Source organism: Butyrivibrio sp. AE3009 (assembly GCF_000420845.1).
In the GTDB taxonomy this organism is placed as follows: Bacteria; Bacillota; Clostridia; order Lachnospirales; family Lachnospiraceae; genus Butyrivibrio.
In genome coordinates, this window is sequence record NZ_ATVS01000019.1 from 15,756 (window position 1) to 40,105 (window position 24,350).

Genomic DNA, 24,350 nt, shown 5'->3' on the forward strand with positions numbered 1-24,350 from the left:
TACTTATGAAGAGAACTCTTTATTTAAAATTTCTGCTGGCATACCTGCTGTTTGGAATCTTTGGATTTATCGTGGTGGCAACCTTTGTGTACAGCATGACCTATGAGAGGATAAGGCGTGACAGGGCGGATACCATGTATCAGATCGCAACTCAGATTGCCAATACCTATGCGGCAGACCTGTATAACAGTGAGACTTCGCTGGAGGCTGTGCATACCCAGATGGTGGCTCTGTCCAAGTACATGCAGGGAGCGTCCATCTGGATCATCAACCCTTCGGGACGACTGGTTCTTGATTCCTCAAGAGTCTTGGGCCCCGGAGATGAGATCGTGGTAAACGGCTTTGATCCAACGGTTACCGGCGGGTATTATTACACCACAGGTAATTTCTTCGGAACCTTTGATGAGGATATGCTCAGCGTTTTTGCCCCGATTACAGCGGGGTACAAGGTTCAGGCCTATGTTATTGTTCATGAGCCTGTTATCGATATTCAGGAGCAGGCCAATGATTATCTGAATATTTCATATCTGATGCTGATAGTGCTCTTTTTGCTGTCCATGATAATCCTGATCTTCTTCACGGAGCTGGTGTATATGCCACTTCGTAAGATCACCAAGGCCACAGAGCAGTATGCCGCCGGCAATATGGCCTATGAGTTTACGGTGGAGTCGGAGGATGAGATGGGATATCTTGCAGCGACTCTGTCCTACATGGCAGGAGAGATTGCCCGTCAGGAGGATGATCAGAAGAAGTTCATCGCCAATGTATCCCACGATTTCAGGTCTCCCCTTACTTCCATCAAGGGGTATCTGGTGGCGATGCAGGATGGAACCATTCCTGAGGAGATGCACGACAGATATCTTGGGATAGTCATCAACGAGACCGACAGACTTACCAAGCTTACCAACGAGCTACTGACACTGAACAACCTTAACACCAGGGGAATGCTGCTTGATAAAACAGATTTTGACATCAACCAGGTAATCCGAAACGTTGCTGCTTCCTTCGAGGGAACCTGCAGGGAAAAGAGGATTGCCATAGAGCTGGTGCTCACCGACGAAAAAATGCTGGTGAACGCTGACATCAGCAAGATCCAGCAGGTGCTGTACAATCTTGTGGACAACGCCATCAAGTTCAGTCACCATGATTCCTCCATCAAGATAGAGACCACGGAGAAGCACAGCAAGGTCTTTGTATCCGTCAAGGACAGCGGAATCGGAATCCCCAAGGATGATCAGAAGATGATCTTCGAGAGATTCTACAAGTCCGACCTGTCGCGAGGCAAGGACAAGAAGGGAACAGGCCTTGGCCTTTCCATTGTAAAAGAGATTATTAAAGCCCATGAGGAAAACATCAACGTCATCAGTACGGAAGGCGTTGGCACGGAGTTTATTTTTTCCCTGCCTAAGGCTAAGGTCATGGACGAAGAAGAGGTTTAATATTTTATGCATATAGTTTTACATCAGCCGGAGATTCCAGCAAATACGGGAAATATCGGAAGAACCTGCGTTGCAACGAACACAAGTCTTCATCTTATCGAGCCCCTGGGCTTTCGTCTCGGGGAAAAAGAACTAAAGAGAGCCGGAATGGACTACTGGGACAAGCTCGATGTGACAAGGTACATGGACTACAACGAGTTCTGTGAGAAGCACCCCGGCGCCAGGATCTGGTATGCCACCACCAAGGCGAAGAAGTCCTATGTGGAGGCGGATTTCGGTCCCGATGATTTCATCATGTTCGGAAAAGAGAGCGCCGGAATCCCGGAGGAAATTCTGGTGGACAATGAGGAGACCTGTATCAGGATTCCCATGGGAGAGGAGATCAGGTCGCTGAATCTGTCTAACTCTGTGGCAATTGTGCTGTATGAGGCACTTCGCCAGAACAACTTCGCAGGTCTGGAGAAGGAAGGGGAATTGCACAGGCTGCATTGGAGGAAGTCATGAAAGTAGAAAAGAATGCCCCATACAACAAGGGCGATGTTCTGACACTTACAATTGAAGATATAGGAATTGACGGGGAGGGTATTGGCAAGATAGACGGCTATACCCTTTTTGTAAAGGATGCGGTAATAGGAGATACAGTTAAGGCCTCCATTATGAAGGCCAAGAAAAACTATGCCTACGCCCATCTTGATGAGGTGATAAGGCCTTCCGAATACCGCGTGGAGCCAAAGTGCCCCATTGCCCGTCAGTGCGGCGGCTGCCAGACCCAGAGTATGTCCTACGAAAGAGAGCTTGAGTTCAAGCAGAACAAGGTTCGCAGCAACATCGTGCGTCTTGGCGGTTTTGATGAAGCTTTTGTTGATTCTGTTATGGAGCCGATCATCGGAATGGAGGAGCCCTGGAGATACAGAAACAAAGCCCAGTTCCCCATTGGCAAGGATAAGAATGGCAAAAACATTGCAGGCTTTTACGCAGGGAGAACCCACAGCATTATTCCTGTCAGTGATTGCCTTATCGGAACAGAAGAGAACAAAGAGATACTGGGCATCATCACAGGCCACATGGAAAAGAATAATATCCAGCCCTATGATGAGAAGACCGGCAAGGGCCTTGTTCGTCATGTACTGATAAGGAAGGGCTTCAAGAGCGGTCAGATCATGGTGTGCCTTGTGATCAATTACAAGGGCACTGATAGTCATGGAAAGACTTCGAAGAATAATGCCGGTGAAGCAGAGTATATTAAGAATCAGAAACAGCTTACGGAGAGACTTTCTGCCGTCGCCGGGATGACAAGCATCTCTGTCAGCATAAACACTGAGAATACCAACGTTATCATGGGCTACGAGATCCATACCATCTGGGGAACGGACACAATCCGTGACACGCTCTGCGGCCTTGAATTCGAGATCTCGCCCCTTTCATTTTTCCAGGTCAATCCTGTTCAATGTGAGAAACTCTACGGACAGGCCATCGAATATGCCGGACTTACAGGAAAAGAGACAGTCTGGGACCTGTACTGCGGCATAGGAACCATCACCCTGTCTATGGCAAAGGCAGCAGGACATGTCTACGGCGTTGAGATAATTGACGCAGCAATCGAGGATGCCAAGAAGAATGCGGTTCGTAACGGCCTTGATAATGCGGACTTTTTCTGTGGTAAGGCTGAGGAGGTACTTCCTGAGTTCTATGAAAAGCAGATGAAGGAAAACAAAGATGCTGCCAGCCTACATCCTGATGTCATTGTTGTTGACCCTCCTCGCAAAGGATGCGACGAGAAGTGCCTTGAGACCATGCTTAAGATGAGCCCTGAACGAATTGTTTATGTTAGCTGTGACAGTGCAACTTTGGCCAGAGACCTCCGTATTCTTGTGGATGGAGGATACGAGATAAAGAAGGTAAGACCATGCGACATGTTTAGTCATACCGTGCATGTGGAGACAGTATGTTTATTGTCCAAACTTCATGAAGCAAAGCATCATATCAACGTAAAGGTAGATATGGATGAACTTGATCTTACAAGTGCGGAGGCTAAGGCAACATATAAAGAGATTGAAGAATGGGTGCAGGAGCACTACGGATTCCATGTGACAAACCTGAATATAGCTCAGGTAAAGCAGAAGCATGGGATTATAGAAAGAGAGAATTACAATAAGCCAAAATCAGAAAATAGCAGACAACCGGGATGCCCGGAAGAAAAGGTAAAGGCTATAGAAGAGGCTTTGAAATTTTTTCAGATGATATAAGGCCTGATTTATGGCGCAAGTTCTTTTATAATTATTGTTAAGGTTGAATCGTAAACTGTATTCACGTACAATTTACAAAGATTTTCTTTATTTGATTGGAAAGGAGCATGATTATATGACCATCAGAGTTGTTACCGCTCAGTAGTCTGAGCTTAAATAATAAATGAATCGTAAGCTCAGATGAATCCTAAGAGAAATGATGTTAGGAGGAACGATATGAGCTATATAAAGGCAGAGAATGTGCTGCCGCAGGAATTAATAGAAACGATTCAGCAATATGTAGACGGAAAAATGATCTATATTCCCTGCAAGGAAAAACAGGAGTGGGGAACCACGACTTCTGCCAAGGTCTTCTTTCGTGAAAGAAATGAAGAAATATACGAAAACTACATAGGCGGAATAGGAATACACGAACTTGCACACAGGTTTTCCTTGTCGGAGAAAAGCATTCAGAGAATCCTCAGGAATCAGAGGCTGGCCTTAAGCAAAGGTGCCCTTTCTGTCTGATCATACCAAAACAAGAGTGTTCTTTAGATGTGGAGGTTGTGGGAAGAAACAGGAGTTTATCAATTCCTATAGATTTAGAGTAAATGCTAACGGTAAAAGTGTTGATGTATGGCTGATATATCGATGTAAGAAATGTAAGCATTCCAAGAACCTCACAATTTATGAAAGGACTCGTCCAGGAAAGATACCTGAAGAATTGTTTGAGAGCTTTATGAATAACGATATGGAAACTGCCATGAAGTATGGTAGCGATATAGACTTTTTAAAAAGAAACAATGCTGAATTAAAATGAATTTCGGCCGGGCTATGTGTCCGGCCATTTCAATAGGGAGAATGTAATGGAAGAACAATATTTTTTTCATGTAATATCCGACATTCCCAAGAAGGTCGGTGAACATATCATTCTGGATGACAAGCATCCAAACGGTGTCCACAAGCGTGTATATGAGGAACTCGAAACAGTAAATGATATATATAATAATCCTGAAAAATATAAGGATACAGAACTGACGCACAAGGTGGATGTAGCGCTTCGTGAGCTTGCGTTGGAAAAAGTTAGAAAAGAAAAGTATTCGGAGTACCCTTCGAGAATGGCTTCGCTATATGTGTCTAAGTCATACGAGGAAGCTGAGAGGTGGGGAGACTATTTTGCTAAGTTAGGAAGACCTACTTTCGGAATTGCAAAGATAAAAGTGACTGGAAGAGTTTTTGAAGGAGATGCCTACAAGTGTTTTGATGGAGTAACAGACGAACAAGAGAATCTTAGGATGGCTGAAATCTATTGGCAGAATGGAGCTAATGAGGATGGACATGAATCAATCGTGGAGATTCTTGTTGACGGAGATATAGAGATTGTTGAGATGGTAAAAGATATTAATGCGAATACGGAATACAAATATTTTGAGTTGAGAGAAAAACCCGACTTAAAAGATATGGCTGCAGATTGGTTTCACAAAAAGTGGGGAGTCCCCAAGGATGCTTATCTTGAATGTATGACAGCGTATCTTAATAAAGAGACCGAAAATGGTTGGTACCTATGCATGTTAGGAGATCAAATTGTCGGGGGGTTAGGTGTAATCGATAATGATTTTCATGACAGGAAGGACTTAAGCCCCAATGTTTGCGCTGTATATACTGAAGAGGCTCATCGTGGACAGGGGATAGCAGGAAATCTTCTTAATCTTGTTGTGGAGAACATGAATAAAAAAGGAATTTCACCGCTCTATCTTGTTACAGATCATACTGGTTTTTATGAGCGTTATGGATGGGAGTTTTACTGTATGGCTCAAGGAGATGATGAACCGGAGCAGACGAGATTGTACATTCATCGATGATACATTTGAAATAGACAACTAGGAAAAGACGCACTCTATACTTACTAATGGCAGGTATGAGTGCGCCTTTTTCTTGAAAAAGAAAATGTAATAGATTTCGGAAAAGCATTTGACATTGGTTTATTATTTCTTCTTGCCGCGTCCGGTTCCTTTTACAGGTTTACAAAGATCTGATTATCTCTGGAGGATATCGGTAAAGGTTTTAAACTCATAAGGGGCCATCTTAGTGAAGTTGATTTTAAAGAGTTTGCTGTACATTATCATCTGAGCTTGTGTTGCATTATCGGCAGTCTTTAGCTCTTCAAATGAGTCAAGGATATCATCAACAGGTGTAGTAACATCACCGGTTTCTGCATCTTTGCTATGAGCATCTCTTAAATCTTTGCGATTTTTACGATATCATTTCCGAGAAGGTTGTTAAAGTAATTATCTTCGGAAAATGAAGTAGATCATTGAAGGACATCAGTGGGTGTGATAAAATAAATTCACTAATATGAATGTTATATAAGTGAATAATAAAGCGAGGTATCACTCATGATTATCAGTGAAAGAATTATAAAGGTTTTGAAAGAACGCAATATGACTCAGGCGGAGTTTGCAAAGCAGGTAGGTATTTCGACCAGTACCATAAGCGAATGGAAAAAGAGAAAGACCAATCCTACTGTAGAAAAGATAATGGACATCTGTAATGTTTTGCAAATTACTCCGGAGCAACTTCTTACCGGTAAAGGAATTGAGGATGAAGAGGAAATTGCTGCAGCAAGTCCTGAAAGCAAATTTACGCCGGGAGATATTCAGATGATTGAAGATTATCACAATCTTAGAGAAGAACAGCAGAAGAGACTTATGGCTTATATGGAGGCCTTGAAGAAGATAGAAAGTCTTGAAGAGATGTAGGAAAGAGTTTAAAAATTTGAAAAGGTGGTTTGCGGTCGATTTTTGCGACCACAAAAATCACATTGTTTGAATATAGAATATATGAAGTCACAATTTGTGACTTCAAAAAAGGAAATGCAAAGGGATATAGTGTTTATGAAAAATACAACAGACTTACTCACAGTTGAGTCTATTAGAAACTGTGTATATACGATACGCGGGCAACAGGTGATGCTCGACAGTGATTTAGCTGATATTTATGGATATGAAGTCAAAAGATTAAATGAGCAGGTTAAACGAAATATAAACAGATTTCCGGAAGATTTTATGTTTCAATTGACAAGAGAGGAAGTTGATTTGGTGAAGTCGCAAAATGCGACTTCACGGAATGATTCATTTTTTGAAGGGCAGGATGGTGGTAGAAGAAAAATGCCTTATGTTTTTACAGAGCAAGGAATTTATATGTTAGCTACAGTTCTTAGAGGTGAGTTAGCTGAGCAACAAAGCATTTTTATTATGCGAGCTTTTAAGGAAATGCGTCATTATATCCGTCAGAATCAGCAGTTTGTAACTCAGTCCGAAATGAGCATGGTTACTGCTAAAGGTTTCAGAGTTATCTGTGCAAATGGCAGGAGCAATTGATCATCAGAAGAAAACGGATAAGGCAATTGAAGATATTCAGAAGAGTATTGATACCCTGAATGAAAATTTTGTTTCGGATAAGGATTTTAAGAATTTTATAATCTATAAAGGTCAGAAGTTTGAAGCTGATGTGGCTTACATAGATATCTATCAGCAGGCAGCAAAATCAATTTATGTTGTTGACGATTATATGAATGCTAAATCGTTACAGTTACTATCACAGAAAAATCCAGGGGTCGAAGTTGTTCTTTTCACAGAAAATGGACATGGCAAAAGAGGATTTCTTACTACATCTGTGGTTAATGATTTTATAAACCAGTACCCACCGCTTCGGATTAAACCAAATCCGGATTGTCATGATAGACTTATTGTTCTCGATTATGGATTTCCAACAGAGCAGGCATTCCACTGTGGAGCATCAAGTAAGGATGCAGGACGAAAGCTCTGTGCTATTAACAAGGTAGAATCAGTACAAATGGTTCGCCCGGTTATTGATGCTTTGTTAAAACTTCCGGATAAAAAAATCTAAAGGAGATGATATAATTGGGAAAAGAAAAACCAAAAGTATATCTATATACTCGTGTTTCCACATCTATGCAGATAGATGGTTATTCTTTGGAGGCACAGAAAATGTGGAACAATCAGAAGAAAGCTCATCGCCTCCATTACCACCGCCAAGAAAAATGACAAAACAAAGCAATCAAGGACAGGATTGCAATCTATTACCGCCTTAAAATCTTAAGTGAAAGGAGGGATACCAAATGGATTGGGTAAGGACCATAAACGATGCAATAGAATACATGGAAGAGAATCTGACAGAGGATATAACCCTGGCGGATATATCCAAGGCAGTTAATCTTTCAGCGTTCCACTTCCAGCGAGCTTTCACGCTGCTGACAGGAATGTCTCCGGCGGAATATCTGAGAAAAAGACGATTGTCTCAGGCCGCATCGGAGCTGGTAAAGGGAGATGGGAAAGTTATTGATATTGCACTTAAGTTTGGATTCAATTCACCGGAGAGCTTTACCAAAGCTTTTACAAGGTTTCACGGTGTGTCGCCTGCGCAGGCCAAAAAAGGAGAGCCTATCCAGTTCATGAGCAGGTATACCGTCCAGATCACGATTAAAGGAGGCAGTATCATGGAATACAAGATTGAGAAATGGGAAGAGATGGATCTTCTCGTACATGCTAAGCTGTTTAATGCCGAAACCAGTGAAACGGAGATACCGAAGTTCTGGGATGAGTACTATTCCAATGAGGAGTACAGAAAGATTCCGGGGTATCTGGGGGTATGCGCTCAGGTGAAAAGCGGAAGCGATGAGTTTAAGTACGGCATTGGCTGCAAGGCATCGGATGTAGATGGCGTGCCTGAAGGCTTTGAAGTTATCCATATTCCCGAATATGACTGGGCAGTATTTAAATGTGTCGGTCCGTCCCCCAATGCAATACAGGATATGTGGGAGCGTATCTACAAGGAATGGCTTCCGGTGTCTGAGTACGAGCTGATCCCGGATGTAGATATCGAGAACTATCTTCCGGGAGACCCCTCAGCAGCTGATTATGTCAGCGAGATCTGCATTCCGGTAAAAAAGAGGTAACAGGTAAGCGAAGCTTCAGGAGGTGATCTGCGTTATGGACAAAGAATGGTCGGAGAAGAATAAAGAGGTGCAACGCCTTTTATCCAAAGAGGCGACTTTTGATGAAGCTACCAAGAAACTAATCGCATTCAGAGATGAGATGTTCCAGCAGGTCACCTGGATCGTAGAAGGCTACCCTGAGGAGGCTTTTTATCAGATGCCATTTCCCGGCGTCGACGGATATCATAGCAAGACGCTGGCCTATTCTATATGGCATATTTTCAGGATTGAAGATATCGTTGCCCATGAGATGATCGCGCAAGATGAGCAGATTCTGTTTAGGGAAGGTTTCCTGGAAAAAACGAGCTCTCCCATCATTACAACCGGGAATGAACTTGTGGGAGAAGAGATTGCTGAGTTTTCAAAGAAACTGAATGTCGAGCAGCTCTATCTGTATGCCAAGGCTGTAAAGGAAGCAAGCGATGAGCTTCTCAAAGGTCTCAATTATAAGGACTTAAAAAGAAAGTTTGAAGGCGAGACAAAGACTCAGCTTATAAAGAGCAAATGTGTCAGTGAAGATGAGAACGCATTCTGGCTTATCGACTATTGGTGTGGCAAGGATATAAAGGGCCTCATACAGATGCCTTTTTCCCGCCACTGGATCATGCATATAGAGGCCATGAGGCGCATAAAAGATAAACTATGCAAGAACGCCAGAAAAGGTGTCGACCCTGTGGCAATATGCGGCTTGTCATGCAATCATTGTTTCCTGGGTGAATGGTGCGGAGGCTGTAGGACAAGCTATAATGTTTGTTCTTTTGCTACATGTTCTGAAGGCAGGATCTGTCCAAATGTAAAATGTTGTAAAGAAAAAGGGATTGACGGCTGCTACGAATGTAGCGAAATTGAGACCTGTAATAAAGGCTTTTTTGTGCCTTCAAATGATGGCGCAAACGCTGCCAAAGCTCAGTCCTTATATATCAGGAAATATGGTAAAAAGGAATTCCTGAAAGTCCAGACCAGACTACATGAGAAATATGATTTCCAGAAGACCCAGGAAATTCTCGGACAGGACTACCAAAAAGCATTTGAAATACTGGAAAAGAACTGAAGAAGGGTGAAATGAACTATAAGGTTGTGAACAAAAAAGAATACTATAGAAGCGGCGTTTTTCGCCATTTTACTTCCGAACTGGTTTGACGCATCCTATATTTCCTGGCTGTCCTATGATTCGTTGAATATTGAGCTGCCGGATGGTTATCTTTATTTTCCTCCGATCATCAACTGGGGAAAATACCGAGAGGAAAACGGAAGACTCATGATGCCGGTGACGGTGCGCCTTAATCATGCCATAGCAGATGGCTTTCTTGTGGCAAATGTATATAGACTGCTGGAGAAGGAAATGGCAGCTTTCTGCAATACCTGACCTCCAGCATTGAAGGAAAGCGATAGTTTAGTTAATAAACAATTGCATTTACGTTTTATCGGTGATAGAATCATCATTGTAGTAAAAAAATACTAAAGAAAGCGAGGAAATCATAATAATGAGTGTAAAGTACATAACAGACATTGCAACTTCATATTGTATGAGGACCTCGGTTTATGCCTTTTAACAGTTTTTATCAGGCTTATATATTTATGAATTTACAACCGTGGCTTCTTTAGCTACGGTTTTTCTATTTTACACTCAGTGCCATTTCAGGCAAACTTCCATGACCGGGTCTCCATACTATGCGCAAGTAACTTAACCTGACTAATGAAAATATGAGGAGACAAAGAATTGAATAATACTAATATTGGAAGAATATCAGAAATAAGCAAGAACAGTTACAAGATCAGATTTGAAGAACAGGAGCTTCCGGCGAAGTTAAAAGGCAACTTCTACGAAGAGGATGCGGACAAGCTCCCGGTTGTGGGAGATTATGTTACATTTTTGTATAACAGCCGGGGCGATTCCACCATCCTTTCGGTATGTGAGAGAAAGAGCTTCCTGCAAAGGCCCGATCAGGCTAAGACCGGGGTAATGCAGTACATGGTGGCTAACGTGGATTACACTTTTATAGTCACATCCCTTAATGAGGACTACAGCTACAACAGGATTGCCAGATATGTGAGCGTCGTTCTTCAGGGGAAATCCACACCGGTTGTGGTGCTGACCAAATCAGACCTTTGCAGCAACTATGGCAGGTACATAAGAGAAGTGGAGAGTATATCCGATAAGGTGAGAGTTCATGCAATTTCTGCGCTATATGGAATTGGCGTGGATGAATTGCAGGAGTATATGAGGCCCGGCGTCACTATTTGCCTCATGGGCTCATCAGGCGCAGGAAAGTCAACGCTGTTAAATGCCTTTGCCGGGGAAGAGATAATGAGAACCTCCGCGGTAAGAGAATCCGATTCCACAGGAAAACACACCACCACCCACAGGCAGCTCATCGAGCTTCCAAACGGCGTATCTATCATCGATACTCCCGGTATGAGAGAGCTGGGAATGGCGGCCACAGAGCAGGGAATCGACAACACTTTTTCAGACATCCTGGAACTTGAGAGGTGCTGCAGATTCAGTGACTGCAAGCACGATACAGAGCCTGGCTGTGCTATAAAAGCGGCAATAGAAAACGGAGAATTGTCCGCTGAACGTTACATACTATACAAATCCCTCAGTGCAGAAAATACCAGAAACTATGCCAGGAAGAAAGAAATATCCAAGTGGGCCAAGGCGGCTAAGAAGTTCAAAAGAGAAAATATTCAGATTTGATGATAAGGTCATGACAGAATAGAAGATAAGGCAGCGTAGATGCCATGAAAGGCATTTACAGCTGCTTCATCTTCTTTTTCTTTTCATACATACAGGTATCGGCCTGATTGAATACATCATTGAAGGAAAGACCTTTAGAACTGCGGGCTGTGCCTGCTGCAATGGTTACTTTACCGCGGATCTTGTTTTCGTTATTTTTCATGTCTATGACACCCATGAGGAAATCGAGTTTTTCATAGTCCGTGCCCTTGGCAATGGCCACGAATTCATCTCCTCCTATGCGGTATACGGGACTGTGAGCAAAGGTCTTGCAGATGATCTTACAGCCTTCCTTTATGAATTCATCGCCTTTTTTATGTCCATAAGTATCGTTTACAAGCTTAAGGTTATTCAGATCAAAAACAACTATTGCATATTCGAGAGCTTCACCGGAGGCAATTTGCGAAGAAAACTCTTCTTCTGCCAAGGCATAGGCATGCTTATTCTTTACTCCGGTAAGGGAGTCCTTAAGGGCAATATTTTCTACAGCGGACAGAGTCTCTGCATATTTCTCGTCCCTTCTCTTTTGAGCATCGATATTTACGATACCGACTATCAGCTTGGGCTCGCCATTTTCAGATATTATTACGGCTTTGAACATGAAGTAAGTAGGCTTGTTATCCATAAGTAATCTGTAGGTATATTCAAAGACACCATCATCTGAGATTTTTTTGATTATTGTCTCTTTGTTTATGACCTTTAAGAAGCCCTCCAGATCTTCTTCGTAAATCAGATCTTTGATTCGGCGTCTCGTTTCATTGAAGAAATCTTCTTCCTTTTCTTTGAAACCGATATAGCTCTCGCCTTCGCCGGTTTTATAAGCAGAGTAAGAATCATTATCGATATTTACTGTGTAAACGGCATAGATATTTCCGGCAAGGGCGGCCATTCTTGAATAGGACACCTTCTCCTTCTGAATTGCCAGAAAGGCTTCCTGCTGTTTCATCTGATCATCGACACTGTTTACACCAATGATCAGGTGGTTGCTATTGCTTCGGTCTCTTACTGCTTTTAGATTTACATAACGTATTCCGAATTTGTCTTCTAATCTGTAGGTTATGGAAAAGCTGCCCTGTTCGTCTATGGCTCTTAAGATGTTTTCCTTGGTGCAGATTTCCTTAAACATTTGTCTGTCTTCATGATAAGTCCGTTTACTGACGTCGTTTCCGGCATCATAGAAGAAATCATCGCCTCTTTTTTCAACAGTTACATCGCGATTCGCACCATCAGAACGATATTCTACATAGTTATTTGTTCTGATATCTACAAAGAACATGGCCACGTAATCAGCTGACAGCGCGCGGACAATATAATTAAAGGATAGAGAATCGGTGATCGTGTTAGATTCTTCAATAGAAATGATGGCTGTTAAGACCGCATTCTTGTCCGATACCGGGTTGTGTGCGATTTTTTGCAGCATGATATGAGCAGTTTTTCCGGTAGGGGTTCTATCATCAATAACCATGGGAGCATCGATGGATATGCACTGTTTGATCGAATTAAGGGCGTAAATTCCGGGTTTGTTCTCATGATTTTTGATTGATATAGTTGACTTGGAACTGTCGAAATGAAAATCATCCCGGAGAAATCTCGTAAAGTCCTTGTTGGAACGCAAAATAGTAAGCTCATCACCGTCAACTTCGATGATGGCGATCGGTATTGTGTTATGATAATTACCAAGAACCTCGCTGTTTACATCGGTAATGGATAACTCGTGTATACTCATCCTGTCTACAGCATTATAATAGGGTTCCTCCTCTGTGCGCTCTAATAACAGGAAATTCTGTTTATCTGCTGATAATTCAAAGAGGCTTGCTACGGAAACCGGTCTGCTGAAGTAATAGCCCTGGAGTTTAGCACAACCGATCTCGCTTAAAAAATCTGCCTGCGCCTTAGTCTCTACGCCTTTAACGATGGTATCAAGACCAAGCTTGGAGGACATCTTTGTCAGCTCGGATAAAACGGTTTGGGCGATGGGATTATCAGGGATCTGTCTGGTCAGCGCCATGTCCAGCTTGACAGTATCAAATCTGATCTTGCCAGACAAAAGAAGCGCGATCGAATTGTAGCAGAAATCGTCCAGCTCAAATCTGTAGCCCAGCTTATGGAGGCATTCCAACTGTGGATGAGTCTTCGTGTTTTCAGTTAAAACAGAGCTTTCTGAGATCTCAAAAGCAATTCTGTCTTTGGGGATATCAAAAGAAGTGACCAGGTCATCAATTTTGTCTATGATATCTTCCTGCTGAAAATCCAGGAGCGAAAAATTGATGGAATTTCTTACAAGATCCATCCCCATTTCACGCTGTTTATGCATCTTCTCCAGAACTTTTTGCAGTATATATAGGTCAAGGAATTCAATTTTATCAGCTGCTTCAAGCACGGGAACAAATTCGGAGGGGTTAAGTACTCCCAGGACAGGATCGTCCCACCTTGCCAGCGTCTCTTCCTCACTTACTTTGCCGTTGGACGAGCGAACTACAGGCTGGGTATATATTTCAATCCATCCTTCACTAATCGCCCGATCAAGGTTATTTATCAAATATTCGGTTTTGCCCTCCGGTAAAATGGCAGTACTCATAGTTACAAATCCTCTGATCATTGCATGAAAATATCAGGTCACAATAGTTAACCATCATAATTATTCTAGCACTATCAGAAATCTGGTTATCGTAATTTAGATAATTTTTATGAAGTATAATGTTTATTAAGATATGGGGCGGGATACAAAAAGGTTTGCAGAGAAACAGGACATTTTGATATGCTTAAGTATAGATGTGGTACAGGATCACTTGAAGTCTTCGGGGGACAAATGTATGAAGAAAAAACTTGGCTACATAGGTGTTATATGTCTGATAATGCTGGTACTCTGCGGCCTCCTATACATGGTAGAGGCAAGAGCCGGTGGCTCTTCCATAACCAGCATAGGCGATGCGCTGTGGTATATGGTAGTGACCCTTACCACTGTCGGATACGGAGATCTGTATCCTGTGACATTATGGGGCAAGATCATCGGTATTATATTCATACTGTCAAGCATGGGGCTGATGGGCTTTTTGCTGGCGACTATCATCAGTACCTTCAATTCCGACGGCATCAAACTTTGGAGGCTTAAAAGGCACAGAGATGAGAACTGGTATGTGTTTTCAGAGATAAATGAAAAAACGAGCTTTCTCATAAGTGACATTAAGAGCCATGGCAAAGGAATCTTCATATGCCTCGGGGAAATCAATGACTTCACTCCCTCAGGTGTACTGCCTATCGACTGTTCCTTCGAAAAGATCATCAGTTTAAAAGGTGATAAATCAAGGCTGCATCTCTTTTTTATGAGGGACTGTGACAATGATTATGAGAACTATTCAGAGTATTATGATCAGTGCAACAGATACCTTAGGGACAATATTTTACCCTTCCACTGCTACTGCCTCACGGAGTATGTTCCGGAGATAATTCCCGTTAATCTGGTATGCTTTAGCAAATATGAGAATATCAGCAGGCTCTACTGGAACGCCTATCCTTTGAGAGCTGATCTTGGACATGACGAAAGGATAGTGATCATCGGTGATGGAGAGTACAGCAGCAGTATCCTTGAGCATGCCCTGAAGAGAAATGTTTATAAGGTTACGCAGAGCGTTGAATATCATCTGTTCGGAGACTTTAATACCTTCAGGAAAGAGCACTACTACCTTGGCGATTATTTTTCCATCGATAAAAAGAGCGAAACGGTGGACAGCATAATCTATCATCAGGCCTCCTGGATGGAAGACAGAGAGACAATTGAAAATGCCGACAGAATCATTATCTGCGACTTCGATGAAAGCGTTAATCTCACTGTCCTTAGCAGGCTCCGCAAATATTATGCGATCAGAAATAAGGACCAGCAGTTCCATGTTCTGTATTCCAGAAAGATCAATGACTCCGGGGTGACCACCTTTGGCTCAATAGAGGATATCTATACAGAAGAGTTCGTCCTTAAGGAAAAAATGAGCCGTGTTGCCATCGGTATGCATGAGACCTACAGAAAGGATAACGCAGCAGCCCCTGACTGGAACTATCTGTCAGCCTTCAAGAGGCAGTCAAACCAGGAAGTTGCGGATCACATGCCTGTCAAGCTTGGAATTCTTAAGGCTGCGACGCCCGGGGAAGCCTATGCCGCTTACAAGGCGCTGACCGATGAGCAGAAGCTTACGCTGTGGCATCTGGAGCATGAGAGATGGACTCGTTTTCATATCGTTAATAACTGGCACTACGCCGCTGTGCGGAATGATTCAGCGAGAGAGCATAACCTGCTGGTTCCCTTTGACGATCTTCCTTACGAAGAACAGGCCAAGGATGCCTATTCCTGGGAACTTCTGTCGAAGATAGATAATTTATAAAATTGTTTTAATTGTACATAAAAAACAGTATAATTGTATCATGATAAATCGTAAACATGGTCTTGAGCGAACACGCGCATAAGCGCCCGGGGTGACCAATATGTCAGGAGGAAACGATCTTCATTATGATGCATTTATAAGCTACAGGCACAATGAGTTTGACAGCTTTGTGGCTGAAAATCTCCATAAAAAGCTGGAGAGCTTCAAACTCCCTAAGTCTGTGCTTCCTAAGGTAGCAAGCGGAAAGAAAAAGATAGAGCGGGTCTTTCGCGACGTGGACGAGCTTCCTCTTACGGACAATCTTTCCGACCCTATCAGCAAGGCGCTTCTTAACTCGGACTTTCTCATAACCATCTGTACGCCCAGATATCCTGAGTCCAGATGGTGTATGAAGGAGATCGAGGTCTTTTTGCAGACCCATCCAAGGGACCACATTCTGGTTGTGCTGGCTGAGGATGAGCCGGTCAATTCTTTTCCCGAGATTCTGTGTTATGAGGACATAGAGACTACAACAGAAAACGGCGAGACCATTATAACAAGGCGCGAACTGGAGCCGCTTGCGGCAGATACCAGGGGCGGCACCAAAAAAGAGGTCCTGAAGGCCATGGATATTGCAGTGATCAAGCTCTGCGCCGCAATGTTCGGGCTTAATTATGATGACCTTAAGCAAAGGCACAGAGAGCAGAGAATGCGAAGGCTGGCGACTATCTTTGGCAGTATCGGAGCGGCTGTCCTGGCATTTGCTATTTTTGCAACCGTAATGCTGATCAAGATCAGCGCTCAGAATGTGACCATTAACAAGCAGTACAGAGAGCTTCAGGACAGTTTTGCCTCATCCATGGCTGCAGCCTCGGGAAATCTTATGAAGGCCGGAAGGAGAAAGGATGCTGTCTATGCTGTCAGGAGCGTTCTTCCTGATGATGAAGAGGAAGGATATAACGCAGATGCGCTTAAGGCACTGTATGAATCCATGGATGTATACAAGATGTCAGGAGGTCATGAGCCTGTCTGCGCCTACGATGCGGGATCTATGCTGTACAACTTCTATGTATCAGGAGACGGCAAATATGTGCTGCTAAATGAGGACAAGGTCGCCTATGTGTGCGATGCGGAGACGGGAAGTGTTCTTCATACCATCGTAAGTGACAATGGCTGGATCCAGTCTGCATTCTGCGGTGAAGAAGGTGTGCTCTGGGGTAACGGTGAAAACTGTTATTACTATTCTTTTGAGACAAAAGAGAGTACCCCGGTGGAAGTCCCCGCAGATGCAAGCTTTTTCGTGGTTGATGATGGGACAATGGTGCTTATAGACAGTTTCGACAACATTCTCTACGCTGTGGGAGACGGTGGACAGATTCTTTTCAAATTCGACCACAGCGATGTTTTCGAAGAATTTGTAAGTATCCGGGAGGCATGGCTGTCAGGGAATGTGCTTACCTGCTGCTTTTCCGAAATGGAAGAGAACTACTTCCTGGTCAAGATAAATACAACAGATGGTAAAATGCTTGATCTGTATAAAGGGGAATCCTTCCGGGAGCCTGTGGTATACCTTGGAGATGATGTATTGTATGTTGCCGCCGGAAGATACGAGGGTGAACTTCTTAGCTGCGACATTACCTTAATGGATCCGGAATCCAAAAAGGAGAAGTGGAAGACAACCCTTGAAGACTTTGAGGTTATCTACGGTTTTTTCAGGATATCCGATAAATACCTGTATATATGCGGCAAGACGGAAGTGGCAATTCTTGAACCAAAAACAGGCGAGCTTGTTAAGAGATACTATGCACCGGGGAACATTTTCGAAGCCTGGATAGAAGATGGTCAACTGTATTATCTGACCGGTGGAAGCAAAGTCTTTAGCTGCAGCGAGTACAATCAGGCAGATGCAACCGAGGTGTTCTTTAAGACGGTTCCCAGTCTGGCAGTCAGCGACGCATCTTACAAGAACGGTGATCTCTATTGTGTTTTCAATAGCGAGAGCTATGTGACCCGTTATTCAGATAAGACAAGTACTCTGGCAGCGCGCTATGACGGTGATTTTGATACGGAGATGATGCAGTCCTATCTTCCGGAGGAGGTCTTCACAGACAGCGAGAAATTTGATGTAAATCAGAGACTTGTTGATTTTATTTATTACTCTGAGGACAAAAAGTATATTATGACGGCTCTTAGTAACCACACAGCCTGCATTTACGATGCTGAAACGGGAGAAAAAGTCAGCTCCTTTGCCACTTCCGAGGATAACTTCTATTCATTTGGGCTTAGTGATCTTACCGGAAGCTACGTACTAAGAGGAGAGAAGATATATATTTTTGACAAGGACATGCGCATAGTATGTGAGATAGGTTCTGTGTTCGGTGAAACAAACGAAGGGATTATAGTATACGACAACGAGGGTGAATATCTGCTTCCTTTTGTGGACTACAAGGGGATATGCAAAATGGCCGATGAGTACCTGGCGGATTATGCTCCGCCGGGGTCCATCAAGCAGAAATACGGACTTAAGTAACGGTGACCTTAAGATAAACGAGAGGTAAAAGAGTATGAGTAACGTGATAATTATTCTGATCGCAGCAGCAGTGTTTCTGACCCTTATCATATGGTTTACGGTTGATACTGAGCATGTAAAAAAATGGACAGGTATCTCCTTTCTGGTGGCCATCGCAGGAGGACTTGTCATCTATGGAAATATAGATGCTTCCCAGTTTAGTGAGCTGCCCCCAATTGCGGTTCTGAGGACCGTTGTTCATGTCAGCAGGATGTTTGGAAATGCCGGTGACAGCGCCCATGACTCCTTTGTAAAGGTGGTGGGGCAGAACATTTTCACATCATGCTTTTACTGGATCGTGCACTTTTTTGCCTATTATTCGGTAATAAGCGCTTTAATTCTGGTTATAGGTAAAGACATACTTAAGAGCTTTCGTACCTGGCTTCTTAGATTCAGGGATATAGAGATCATCTATGGGATTGATGATAATACTTTAAGGCTTGGCGAGGCGCTGTGCAAGGAAGGACGTGTCGCACTGGTATTTGTGGGCGGCGGAAGTGTCCCCGACAGTTATCTGAACCGTACCGGAGCACTTGTCTACTCGGATCCTGATGCTATGCAGCCAAGCGATAAGTTCATAAAAAGGCTGGCTCTCAAAGACGGCAAAAGAAGGATAAGAGTCAGCGTCCTATCCGGGGATTATGAAAAGAATTATTCCTACGCCCATAAGATGATGAACTGCCTTAAGAGAGCAAATATCCAGCCTGAAAACACTGAGCTTGTGATGTTTGCAAGAGCCTCAAGTATCGGAAATGAGCTGCTGGCACTGGGAACAGACTACGGGTATGGTAAGGTCAAGGCTTTTGAGCAGACAGAACTCACCGCCAGGCTCCTGACGTGGAAGTATCCAATTGCTGATGTGATGAGCTTTGACGACAAGGGGAGAGCTACGAAGGACATTGATGTTCTTATGGTGGGCTTTGGTGGCATCGGTCAGGAGATCCTTCGCAAGTTAGTTCCGGTTGCGCAGTTCGAGGGAAGTTCTCTTCATGTTCATATTTTTGATTCCTGTTATGAAAAGGTAAACGGATTCTTTTCCTCAAGATATCCGGGACTTCTGGAAAACTATGATATTAAGTTTGAAGCAGCAGATGCAAGAAGCATAAGGTTTGCTGATTATGTTAAGGAAAAAGCCAATCGATTAAGTCTTATAACGGTGGAGGTGGGAAATGAGAGCCTTGGACAGGAGATTACCTACGGAATCATGGATATTCTCTCGGACAATGGAGCAACGCTACCCATTTATCAGTGTTATGACGACAAGATCATCCGCAATAAGAAGGGTGAGGACTGCGTAACCACCAGCGTTTTTGACAAGGAGATCATGTATGGCAGGAGCCTTGATGCTCTGGCCAAGGAAATAAATCATTATTACTGCAAAGAAGGAGACCCTGAGGAACAGTGGAAGAGCTGTGATTACTTCAGCCGCATGAGCTGCTGTGCCAGCGCGGATTATCTCTCAGGACTTATCAGACGTCTGGGCCTTGCTAAGACGCCTGCAGACAGTATCGGAGGTGAGCTTCTGGAGAATCTGGCAAGGTGCGAGCATCTTAGATGGATGGGCTTCCATTATGCAATCGGATATCAGCCGATGACCGATGATGAGCGCAGTGAGAGGGCAGAACTGTACAAGAAGGATCCTTCTATCAATCTTACCAAGGATGTAGTCAAACGGCGTCATGCCTGCCTTATCCCCTGGGATAAGATAGATGCCCTTTCCGAATTTGAGACGAATCTTACAGGCAAGAAGCATGATTACAAGCAGGTGGACAGAGATAACGTCAAGGCGGTATGCGGCATTATCAATAAGACTGAGGTAACTGAATAATATGATAAAGTAACGGGCTGCTTAAGATTTAAGCGGCCCGTAATTTTTTTGAAATAAATTTGTAAATAAGTGCGGTATTTCCTTGCGTGGCAGGCTGTTCGCGGTTATCATAATTGTATTGATCAACGGGCGCAAATTTGCGCGTAGCAAAAGAAAGGAAGGAGAAGGATGAAAAGAAGTTTTGTACGGGGAAGCAATGGCTTCAAGAGGGGGACAAAAGTTTTAACAGGCATAATGCTTGCTGCTATGCTGGCAGTTTCGCCGGTTTCTGCAGTTATGCCGCAGAGCGTGGGCACAATGACGGTCTACGCCGGAAGCAATGATTTTAGCTGGAGCACTTATTCCAAAAAGAGTGCATCCTGGTGGAAGAGCTCGGAGGCTACAGGCCTTGCGGATGAGATGATAAAGTATCAGCTCTCAGACGGGGGATGGCGCAAGGATATGAAGACCTCCACCAGCGGCTCCTGGAACAAATCCACCATCGACAACAATGCGACCTGGGGACAGATCCGTTTCCTGGCAAATGTCTATGCCGCAACCGGAACCTACAAGTATAGACAGTCCTGCGAGAAGGGTCTTACTCTTTTGTTCAATGGTCAGTATTCAAACGGCGGATGGCCGCAGGTATTTAATGATGCGGGAACCTATCATGCGCATATTACCTACAACGACAATGCCATGGTCAATGTTCTTAAGATCATGCAGGAAGTATCACAGAAATCCGGCGCTTTCTCATGGGTAGACAACAACTACCAGAGTAAGGCCGCTAACGCACTGGATAAGGGTGTTCAGTGTATCTTAAACACTCAGATAACAATTAACGGAACCCTGACAGCCTGGGGTCAGCAGCACAATGAGTATACACTTGCTCCTGATTCCGCCCGTGCCTATGAGCTTGCGTCTGTTTGTTCATCAGAGAGCGCAGCTATCGTAACCTTCCTTAGGGACCTTCCCAAGGAAAAGCAGAGTAATGCTGTAATTAAGAGTATCAATGCTGCAGTAAGATGGTTTGACGCAGTTAAGATTGAGAACAAGAAATGGGACTGGAATTCCAATAAGACAGACAAGGTTCTGACAACCTCCTATGGTTCAACCATCTGGGCAAGATTCTACGATCTTAACACAAATAAGCCCCTGTTCGCAGATCGCGACGGCAAGGCCTATGACGATGTTACCAAGATCAGTCAGGAGCGCAGAACAGGTTACTCCTGGTACGGCACCTGGTGTGCAGACAATCTTAAGAAGGGAACACTTCCTGAGAATTCAGGCAGCGGCAGCAGTACTTCGAACCCTTCAGATCGTCCCGGAACCAACCTCTATGTAGGTTACAGCAATAAGTCAGGCAATTATTCAACGGTTCAGGCAGCTGTGGATGCAGCGGCCAAGCTTAATCCCAAGAGCGAGCAGCAGCGTGTATACATCCATATCGCTCCGGGAACCTACCGTCAGCAGGTTATTGTAAACACACCATACATCAGCTTTATCAACGATCAGCCTTCACAGGAAGTTAAGCTTACCTGGTACTACGGAATCGGATACAAGTACTACAGTATGGGCAGCAACGGCTACTACGATGCAAACAAAGCAAAGTCCAAGTCCGGTATGGGCGAAGCCACTCGTTGGGGCAGCACCGTTGGACTTAAGGGCAACGCAGATTATTTCCGTGCTGAGTATATTACCTTCGAGAATTCTTTTAACAAATATGTGACAGATGAAGAGATCGCAGACGGTGTAACTCCTTCAGGAAGTGAGTCCATCACCTTCCAGAGAAGAAAAGGCGTTGACGTTACCAGCAAGACAGCTACAGAGAGAGCAGCAGCCATCGCAGTTGAGGGCGATTACAGTGAGTTCTGTAACTGCACATTCCTCGGCAGTCAGGATACTCTTTTCACAAGAGGTAATTACGATTACTACCGTGATTGCCACGTTGTAGGTAACACAGACTATATCTTCGGACAGGGCATCGCAGTGTTCCAGAACTGTGAGCTGGAGTTCGCAGGTTATTCAGACAAGGCTGTGGGCGGATATATCACAGCAATGAAGAGCGACGGAAGATCTCTTTTCTATGACTGCAAAGTAACAGCAAACGGCAGCAAGAAGGTAGCATCAGGTTACTTTGGAAGACCTTGGGGAGACAAGGCGGATGTAGCATTTGTTAATACAGAGCTTGCCTATGAGAGCCTCATCACCTCAGCAGGCTGGACTTCCATGAGCGGCAATGCTCCTGAGAATGCTAACTTCAAGGAATACAACACAACAGCTGGTGGCAGAGCGGTTAATACCTCAGGAAGAGTCAGAAATACGGTTAAATATTCCGGAAACGGCCTTGATGTACTTACATATTTTGGCGGAAATGCACCTTATTACTACAACTACTCAGGCAGCAGCCAAAGCGGAACTACGCAGCCCGAGCCTCAGCCAGAGCCCGACCCTCAGACTTCAGAACCTGTAAATACAGGCAGCACAGGATATGTGGAAGATGGCTGGTACTACATCAAGGGCGTTCAGTCCCAGAAGTATCTTACAGTTAATGCTGACAACGCAAACGGCTGGAAGAGCGTAGTTATCAAGACCGGCACAGGCGTTGATGCTCAGAAGTGGTATCTGACAAATGTAGGTAACGGATATATTACACTTACCAACAAGCTTGGCAATGTAATGCTCGATGTTGCCAATGGCGAGGATACAGACGGCGCAGACATCGGCATTTATCAGGCTTATGGCGGAAATGCTCAGCAGTTCATCCTTAAGACAACAGATCAGAGCGGCGTATTCACCATCGGAACCAAGTGCTCATCTGCTGCCAAGACTCTTGATGTATACGCCAAGAAGACAGCAGACGGCACCAATGTATGCCAGTGGACCTACAACGGCAAGCCCAATCAGCAGTGGCAGTTCGAGAAGGTTGCAGAGCAGACTCAGGAGCCTACTCCTGTAGTGGTTGAGCCCGATCCCGAACCTGTAGTTGTAGAACCCGATCCTGAACCTGTAGTTGTAGATCCTGATCCTGTTGTGGAACCGGATCCTGAGCCTGTAGTAGAGCCAGAACCTGTGGTTACAGGCGGACTTGAACTCAGTTATAGTATCAACAGCTGGGGAAGCGGCTATCAGGCAAGCTTCAAGATCACCAACAACTCCGGCAGCACTGTAAACGGCTGGACTCTTAAGATCAACAAGAACCAGGTAAATCTTGATTCCTACTGGAACGTGGATGTTAAGACAAGCGGCAACTACTATGTGATCACACCACTTTCCTGGAATGCGACCATAGCAAACGGACAGAGCATAGAGTTTGGCGCTATCGGAACCGGACAGGTAAGAGATTCATTTGAATATACACTGGAATAAAGATTTGTTCTGAAAACACTTAGAACCGTGGCTTTTGCCACGGTTCTTTTTGGTAAATCAGATATTTTTTATTTAGCTCTGTTCTCTTGATTTGAAGAATTGGCGCAGGGACTTAAGCAGTTCAGACTGGGGGAGGGTCTTGAGAAGATACCCGTCGGGCTTAAGGGCCAGAACCTTCATTACGCTCTCTTTGTCGCCTTTTCCTGTGAGGAAGATGACGGGGACATCCTGGATAAAGGTCTCGCTTTTTATCATCTCAAGGACCTTGGGACCGGGAGTTACGGGCATCTCGTAGTCGAGAAGGATAAGGTCCGGTTTGTTTATGGCAAGGTAAGCGATGGCCTGCATTCCGGAATTGACGATGATAACTTTGTATTCTGACTCAAGCCAGCCCTTGGCAAGGGTCAAAAAAGTGGGATCGTCGTCCACCAGTAGGATAGTCTTCTGACGGGACAGGGCTTCGTTCGTGTAGAGAACCTCCAGCATGTTTCTGGCAATACTTTTGATATCAAGGGGCCTGTAATAGTGCTCCATGATAAGGTTTTCGGGTATGATCCTGGTGAGGACTCCGCGCTCGGAGATGTCGCCTATGGTGCACAGGATCTTATTTTTTTCAACGCACAGATCCTTGATATAAACAAGAGCGTCACTAATGTCCTCAAGGTAATTGCCCAGGTAAAAAAGAAATACCGATGGGTTTTCCTTGTATTGTTCCAGCTCATTCACTCTGGGAGCGCATTTTATTACATTTATTCCTGCATCTTTGAGGCCGCTGGAGAGAGCGTCCACCATGAAGGTGGAGCCCTGGCTTATAAGAAGTAATTGTTTATCCATA

19 protein-coding genes are annotated in these 24,350 nt (G+C 44.1%); 17 read left to right on the plus strand and 2 right to left on the minus strand.

Translation table 11 applies throughout. From position 1 onward, the window contains the following. Window positions 1-5: 5 nt before the first annotated feature. The 13 genes from G588_RS0110985 to rsgA all read left to right on the plus strand — a co-directional run bounded on the left by G588_RS0110985 (window position 6) and on the right by rsgA (window position 11,379). Window positions 6-1,439, plus strand: a complete 1,434-nt coding sequence (locus G588_RS0110985) for a sensor histidine kinase (RefSeq protein ID WP_022778788.1) — start codon at window positions 6-8, stop codon at window positions 1,437-1,439. A gap of 6 nt (window positions 1,440-1,445) precedes the next feature. Then, complete coding sequence (locus tag G588_RS0110990; RefSeq protein ID WP_022778789.1) at window positions 1,446-1,943, plus strand: tRNA (cytidine(34)-2'-O)-methyltransferase; 498 nt, start codon at window positions 1,446-1,448, stop codon at window positions 1,941-1,943. Next, the gene (rlmD, locus tag G588_RS0110995; protein ID WP_022778790.1) at window positions 1,940-3,685 is read left to right on the plus strand and encodes a 23S rRNA (uracil(1939)-C(5))-methyltransferase RlmD; all 1,746 of its coding nucleotides are present in this window, start codon (window positions 1,940-1,942) and stop codon (window positions 3,683-3,685) included. The genes G588_RS0110990 and rlmD overlap by 4 nt, the downstream gene beginning before the upstream one ends. Before the next feature lie 216 nt (window positions 3,686-3,901). Further along, window positions 3,902-4,192 (plus strand): CD3324 family protein, encoded by a 291-nt coding sequence (locus G588_RS0111000; protein ID WP_022778791.1) that lies wholly within the window; start codon window positions 3,902-3,904, stop codon window positions 4,190-4,192. Between the two features lie 16 nt (window positions 4,193-4,208). Next, entirely contained in the window at window positions 4,209-4,484 is a 276-nt protein-coding gene (locus tag G588_RS19945; RefSeq protein ID WP_050008154.1) for a DUF1062 domain-containing protein, read from the plus strand. Window positions 4,485-4,530: 46 nt separating this feature from the next. Further along, on the plus strand, window positions 4,531-5,526 hold the full coding sequence (locus tag G588_RS23370; RefSeq protein ID WP_022778793.1) for a GNAT family N-acetyltransferase: 996 nt from the start codon (window positions 4,531-4,533) through the stop codon (window positions 5,524-5,526). Between the two features lie 534 nt (window positions 5,527-6,060). Beyond that, a complete protein-coding gene (locus tag G588_RS0111015) occupies window positions 6,061-6,423 on the plus strand; it encodes a helix-turn-helix domain-containing protein (protein ID WP_022778794.1) in 363 nt (120 codons plus the stop codon). 135 nt (window positions 6,424-6,558) lie between these two features. Further along, window positions 6,559-7,044, plus strand: a complete 486-nt coding sequence (locus G588_RS23060; RefSeq protein ID WP_242830360.1) for an ORF6N domain-containing protein — start codon at window positions 6,559-6,561, stop codon at window positions 7,042-7,044. Continuing rightward, window positions 7,028-7,573 (plus strand): hypothetical protein, encoded by a 546-nt coding sequence (locus G588_RS23065; protein ID WP_242830361.1) that lies wholly within the window; start codon window positions 7,028-7,030, stop codon window positions 7,571-7,573. The genes G588_RS23060 and G588_RS23065 overlap by 17 nt, the downstream gene beginning before the upstream one ends. A 232-nt stretch (window positions 7,574-7,805) precedes the next feature. Beyond that, the gene (locus G588_RS0111030) at window positions 7,806-8,642 is read left to right on the plus strand and encodes an AraC family transcriptional regulator (RefSeq protein ID WP_022778796.1); all 837 of its coding nucleotides are present in this window, start codon (window positions 7,806-7,808) and stop codon (window positions 8,640-8,642) included. Between the two features lie 34 nt (window positions 8,643-8,676). After that, on the plus strand, window positions 8,677-9,732 hold the full coding sequence (locus G588_RS23375) for a DUF3795 domain-containing protein (protein ID WP_022778797.1): 1,056 nt from the start codon (window positions 8,677-8,679) through the stop codon (window positions 9,730-9,732). A gap of 66 nt (window positions 9,733-9,798) precedes the next feature. Then, entirely contained in the window at window positions 9,799-10,047 is a 249-nt protein-coding gene (locus G588_RS19960) for a CatA-like O-acetyltransferase (protein ID WP_330361416.1), read from the plus strand. A gap of 354 nt (window positions 10,048-10,401) precedes the next feature. Continuing rightward, a complete protein-coding gene (gene rsgA, locus G588_RS19965; RefSeq protein WP_022778799.1) occupies window positions 10,402-11,379 on the plus strand; it encodes a ribosome small subunit-dependent GTPase A in 978 nt (325 codons plus the stop codon). 55 nt (window positions 11,380-11,434) lie between these two features. Here the strand turns inward: rsgA and G588_RS0111050 are convergent, their stop codons facing one another. Next, window positions 11,435-13,996, minus strand: coding sequence for a bifunctional diguanylate cyclase/phosphodiesterase (locus G588_RS0111050; protein WP_022778800.1), 2,562 nt, complete (start codon window positions 13,994-13,996; stop codon window positions 11,435-11,437). Between the two features lie 235 nt (window positions 13,997-14,231). Between G588_RS0111050 and G588_RS0111055 the strand changes: the two genes are divergently transcribed. The 4 genes from G588_RS0111055 (at window position 14,232) to pelA (ending at window position 23,515) form a co-directional block, all read left to right on the plus strand. Continuing rightward, on the plus strand, window positions 14,232-15,791 hold the full coding sequence (locus tag G588_RS0111055; protein ID WP_022778801.1) for an ion channel: 1,560 nt from the start codon (window positions 14,232-14,234) through the stop codon (window positions 15,789-15,791). 100 nt (window positions 15,792-15,891) lie between these two features. Next, on the plus strand, window positions 15,892-18,300 hold the full coding sequence (locus G588_RS0111060; protein ID WP_022778802.1) for a toll/interleukin-1 receptor domain-containing protein: 2,409 nt from the start codon (window positions 15,892-15,894) through the stop codon (window positions 18,298-18,300). Window positions 18,301-18,334: 34 nt separating this feature from the next. Then, window positions 18,335-20,167 carry a hypothetical protein gene (locus G588_RS0111065; RefSeq protein ID WP_022778803.1) on the plus strand — a complete coding sequence of 611 codons (1,833 nt, stop codon included), beginning with the start codon at window positions 18,335-18,337 and terminating at the stop codon, window positions 20,165-20,167. A 168-nt stretch (window positions 20,168-20,335) separates the two neighbouring features. Next, window positions 20,336-23,515, plus strand: a complete 3,180-nt coding sequence (gene pelA / locus G588_RS19970) for a pectate lyase (protein ID WP_022778804.1) — start codon at window positions 20,336-20,338, stop codon at window positions 23,513-23,515. Between the two features lie 72 nt (window positions 23,516-23,587). Here the strand turns inward: pelA and G588_RS0111075 are convergent, their stop codons facing one another. Next, window positions 23,588-24,349: a response regulator gene (locus G588_RS0111075; RefSeq protein WP_022778805.1), complete on the minus strand. Its 762-nt coding sequence runs from the start codon at window positions 24,347-24,349 to the stop codon at window positions 23,588-23,590. Window position 24,350: the final 1 nt, after the last annotated feature.

Bases quoted from the DNA above. Each gene is read 5' to 3' on its own strand.
- G588_RS23060 (WP_242830360.1), top strand. From the start codon at position 6,559: ATGAAAAATACAACAGACTTACTCACAGTTGAGTCTATTAGAAACTGT.
- G588_RS0110990 (WP_022778789.1), top strand. From the start codon at position 1,446: ATGCATATAGTTTTACATCAGCCGGAGATTCCAGCAAATACGGGAAAT.
- pelA (WP_022778804.1), top strand. From the start codon at position 20,336: ATGAAAAGAAGTTTTGTACGGGGAAGCAATGGCTTCAAGAGGGGGACA.
- G588_RS0111015 (WP_022778794.1), top strand. From the start codon at position 6,061: ATGATTATCAGTGAAAGAATTATAAAGGTTTTGAAAGAACGCAATATG.
- G588_RS23065 (WP_242830361.1), top strand. From the start codon at position 7,028: ATGGCAGGAGCAATTGATCATCAGAAGAAAACGGATAAGGCAATTGAA.
- G588_RS0111000 (WP_022778791.1), top strand. From the start codon at position 3,902: ATGAGCTATATAAAGGCAGAGAATGTGCTGCCGCAGGAATTAATAGAA.
- G588_RS0110985 (WP_022778788.1), top strand. From the start codon at position 6: ATGAAGAGAACTCTTTATTTAAAATTTCTGCTGGCATACCTGCTGTTT.
- G588_RS0111030 (WP_022778796.1), top strand. From the start codon at position 7,806: ATGGATTGGGTAAGGACCATAAACGATGCAATAGAATACATGGAAGAG.
- G588_RS0111060 (WP_022778802.1), top strand. From the start codon at position 15,892: ATGTCAGGAGGAAACGATCTTCATTATGATGCATTTATAAGCTACAGG.
- G588_RS0111075 (WP_022778805.1), bottom strand. From the start codon at position 24,349: ATGGATAAACAATTACTTCTTATAAGCCAGGGCTCCACCTTCATGGTG.
- G588_RS23370 (WP_022778793.1), top strand. From the start codon at position 4,531: ATGGAAGAACAATATTTTTTTCATGTAATATCCGACATTCCCAAGAAG.
- G588_RS0111050 (WP_022778800.1), bottom strand. From the start codon at position 13,996: ATGAGTACTGCCATTTTACCGGAGGGCAAAACCGAATATTTGATAAAT.
- G588_RS0111055 (WP_022778801.1), top strand. From the start codon at position 14,232: ATGAAGAAAAAACTTGGCTACATAGGTGTTATATGTCTGATAATGCTG.
- G588_RS23375 (WP_022778797.1), top strand. From the start codon at position 8,677: ATGGACAAAGAATGGTCGGAGAAGAATAAAGAGGTGCAACGCCTTTTA.
- rlmD (WP_022778790.1), top strand. From the start codon at position 1,940: ATGAAAGTAGAAAAGAATGCCCCATACAACAAGGGCGATGTTCTGACA.
- G588_RS0111065 (WP_022778803.1), top strand. From the start codon at position 18,335: ATGAGTAACGTGATAATTATTCTGATCGCAGCAGCAGTGTTTCTGACC.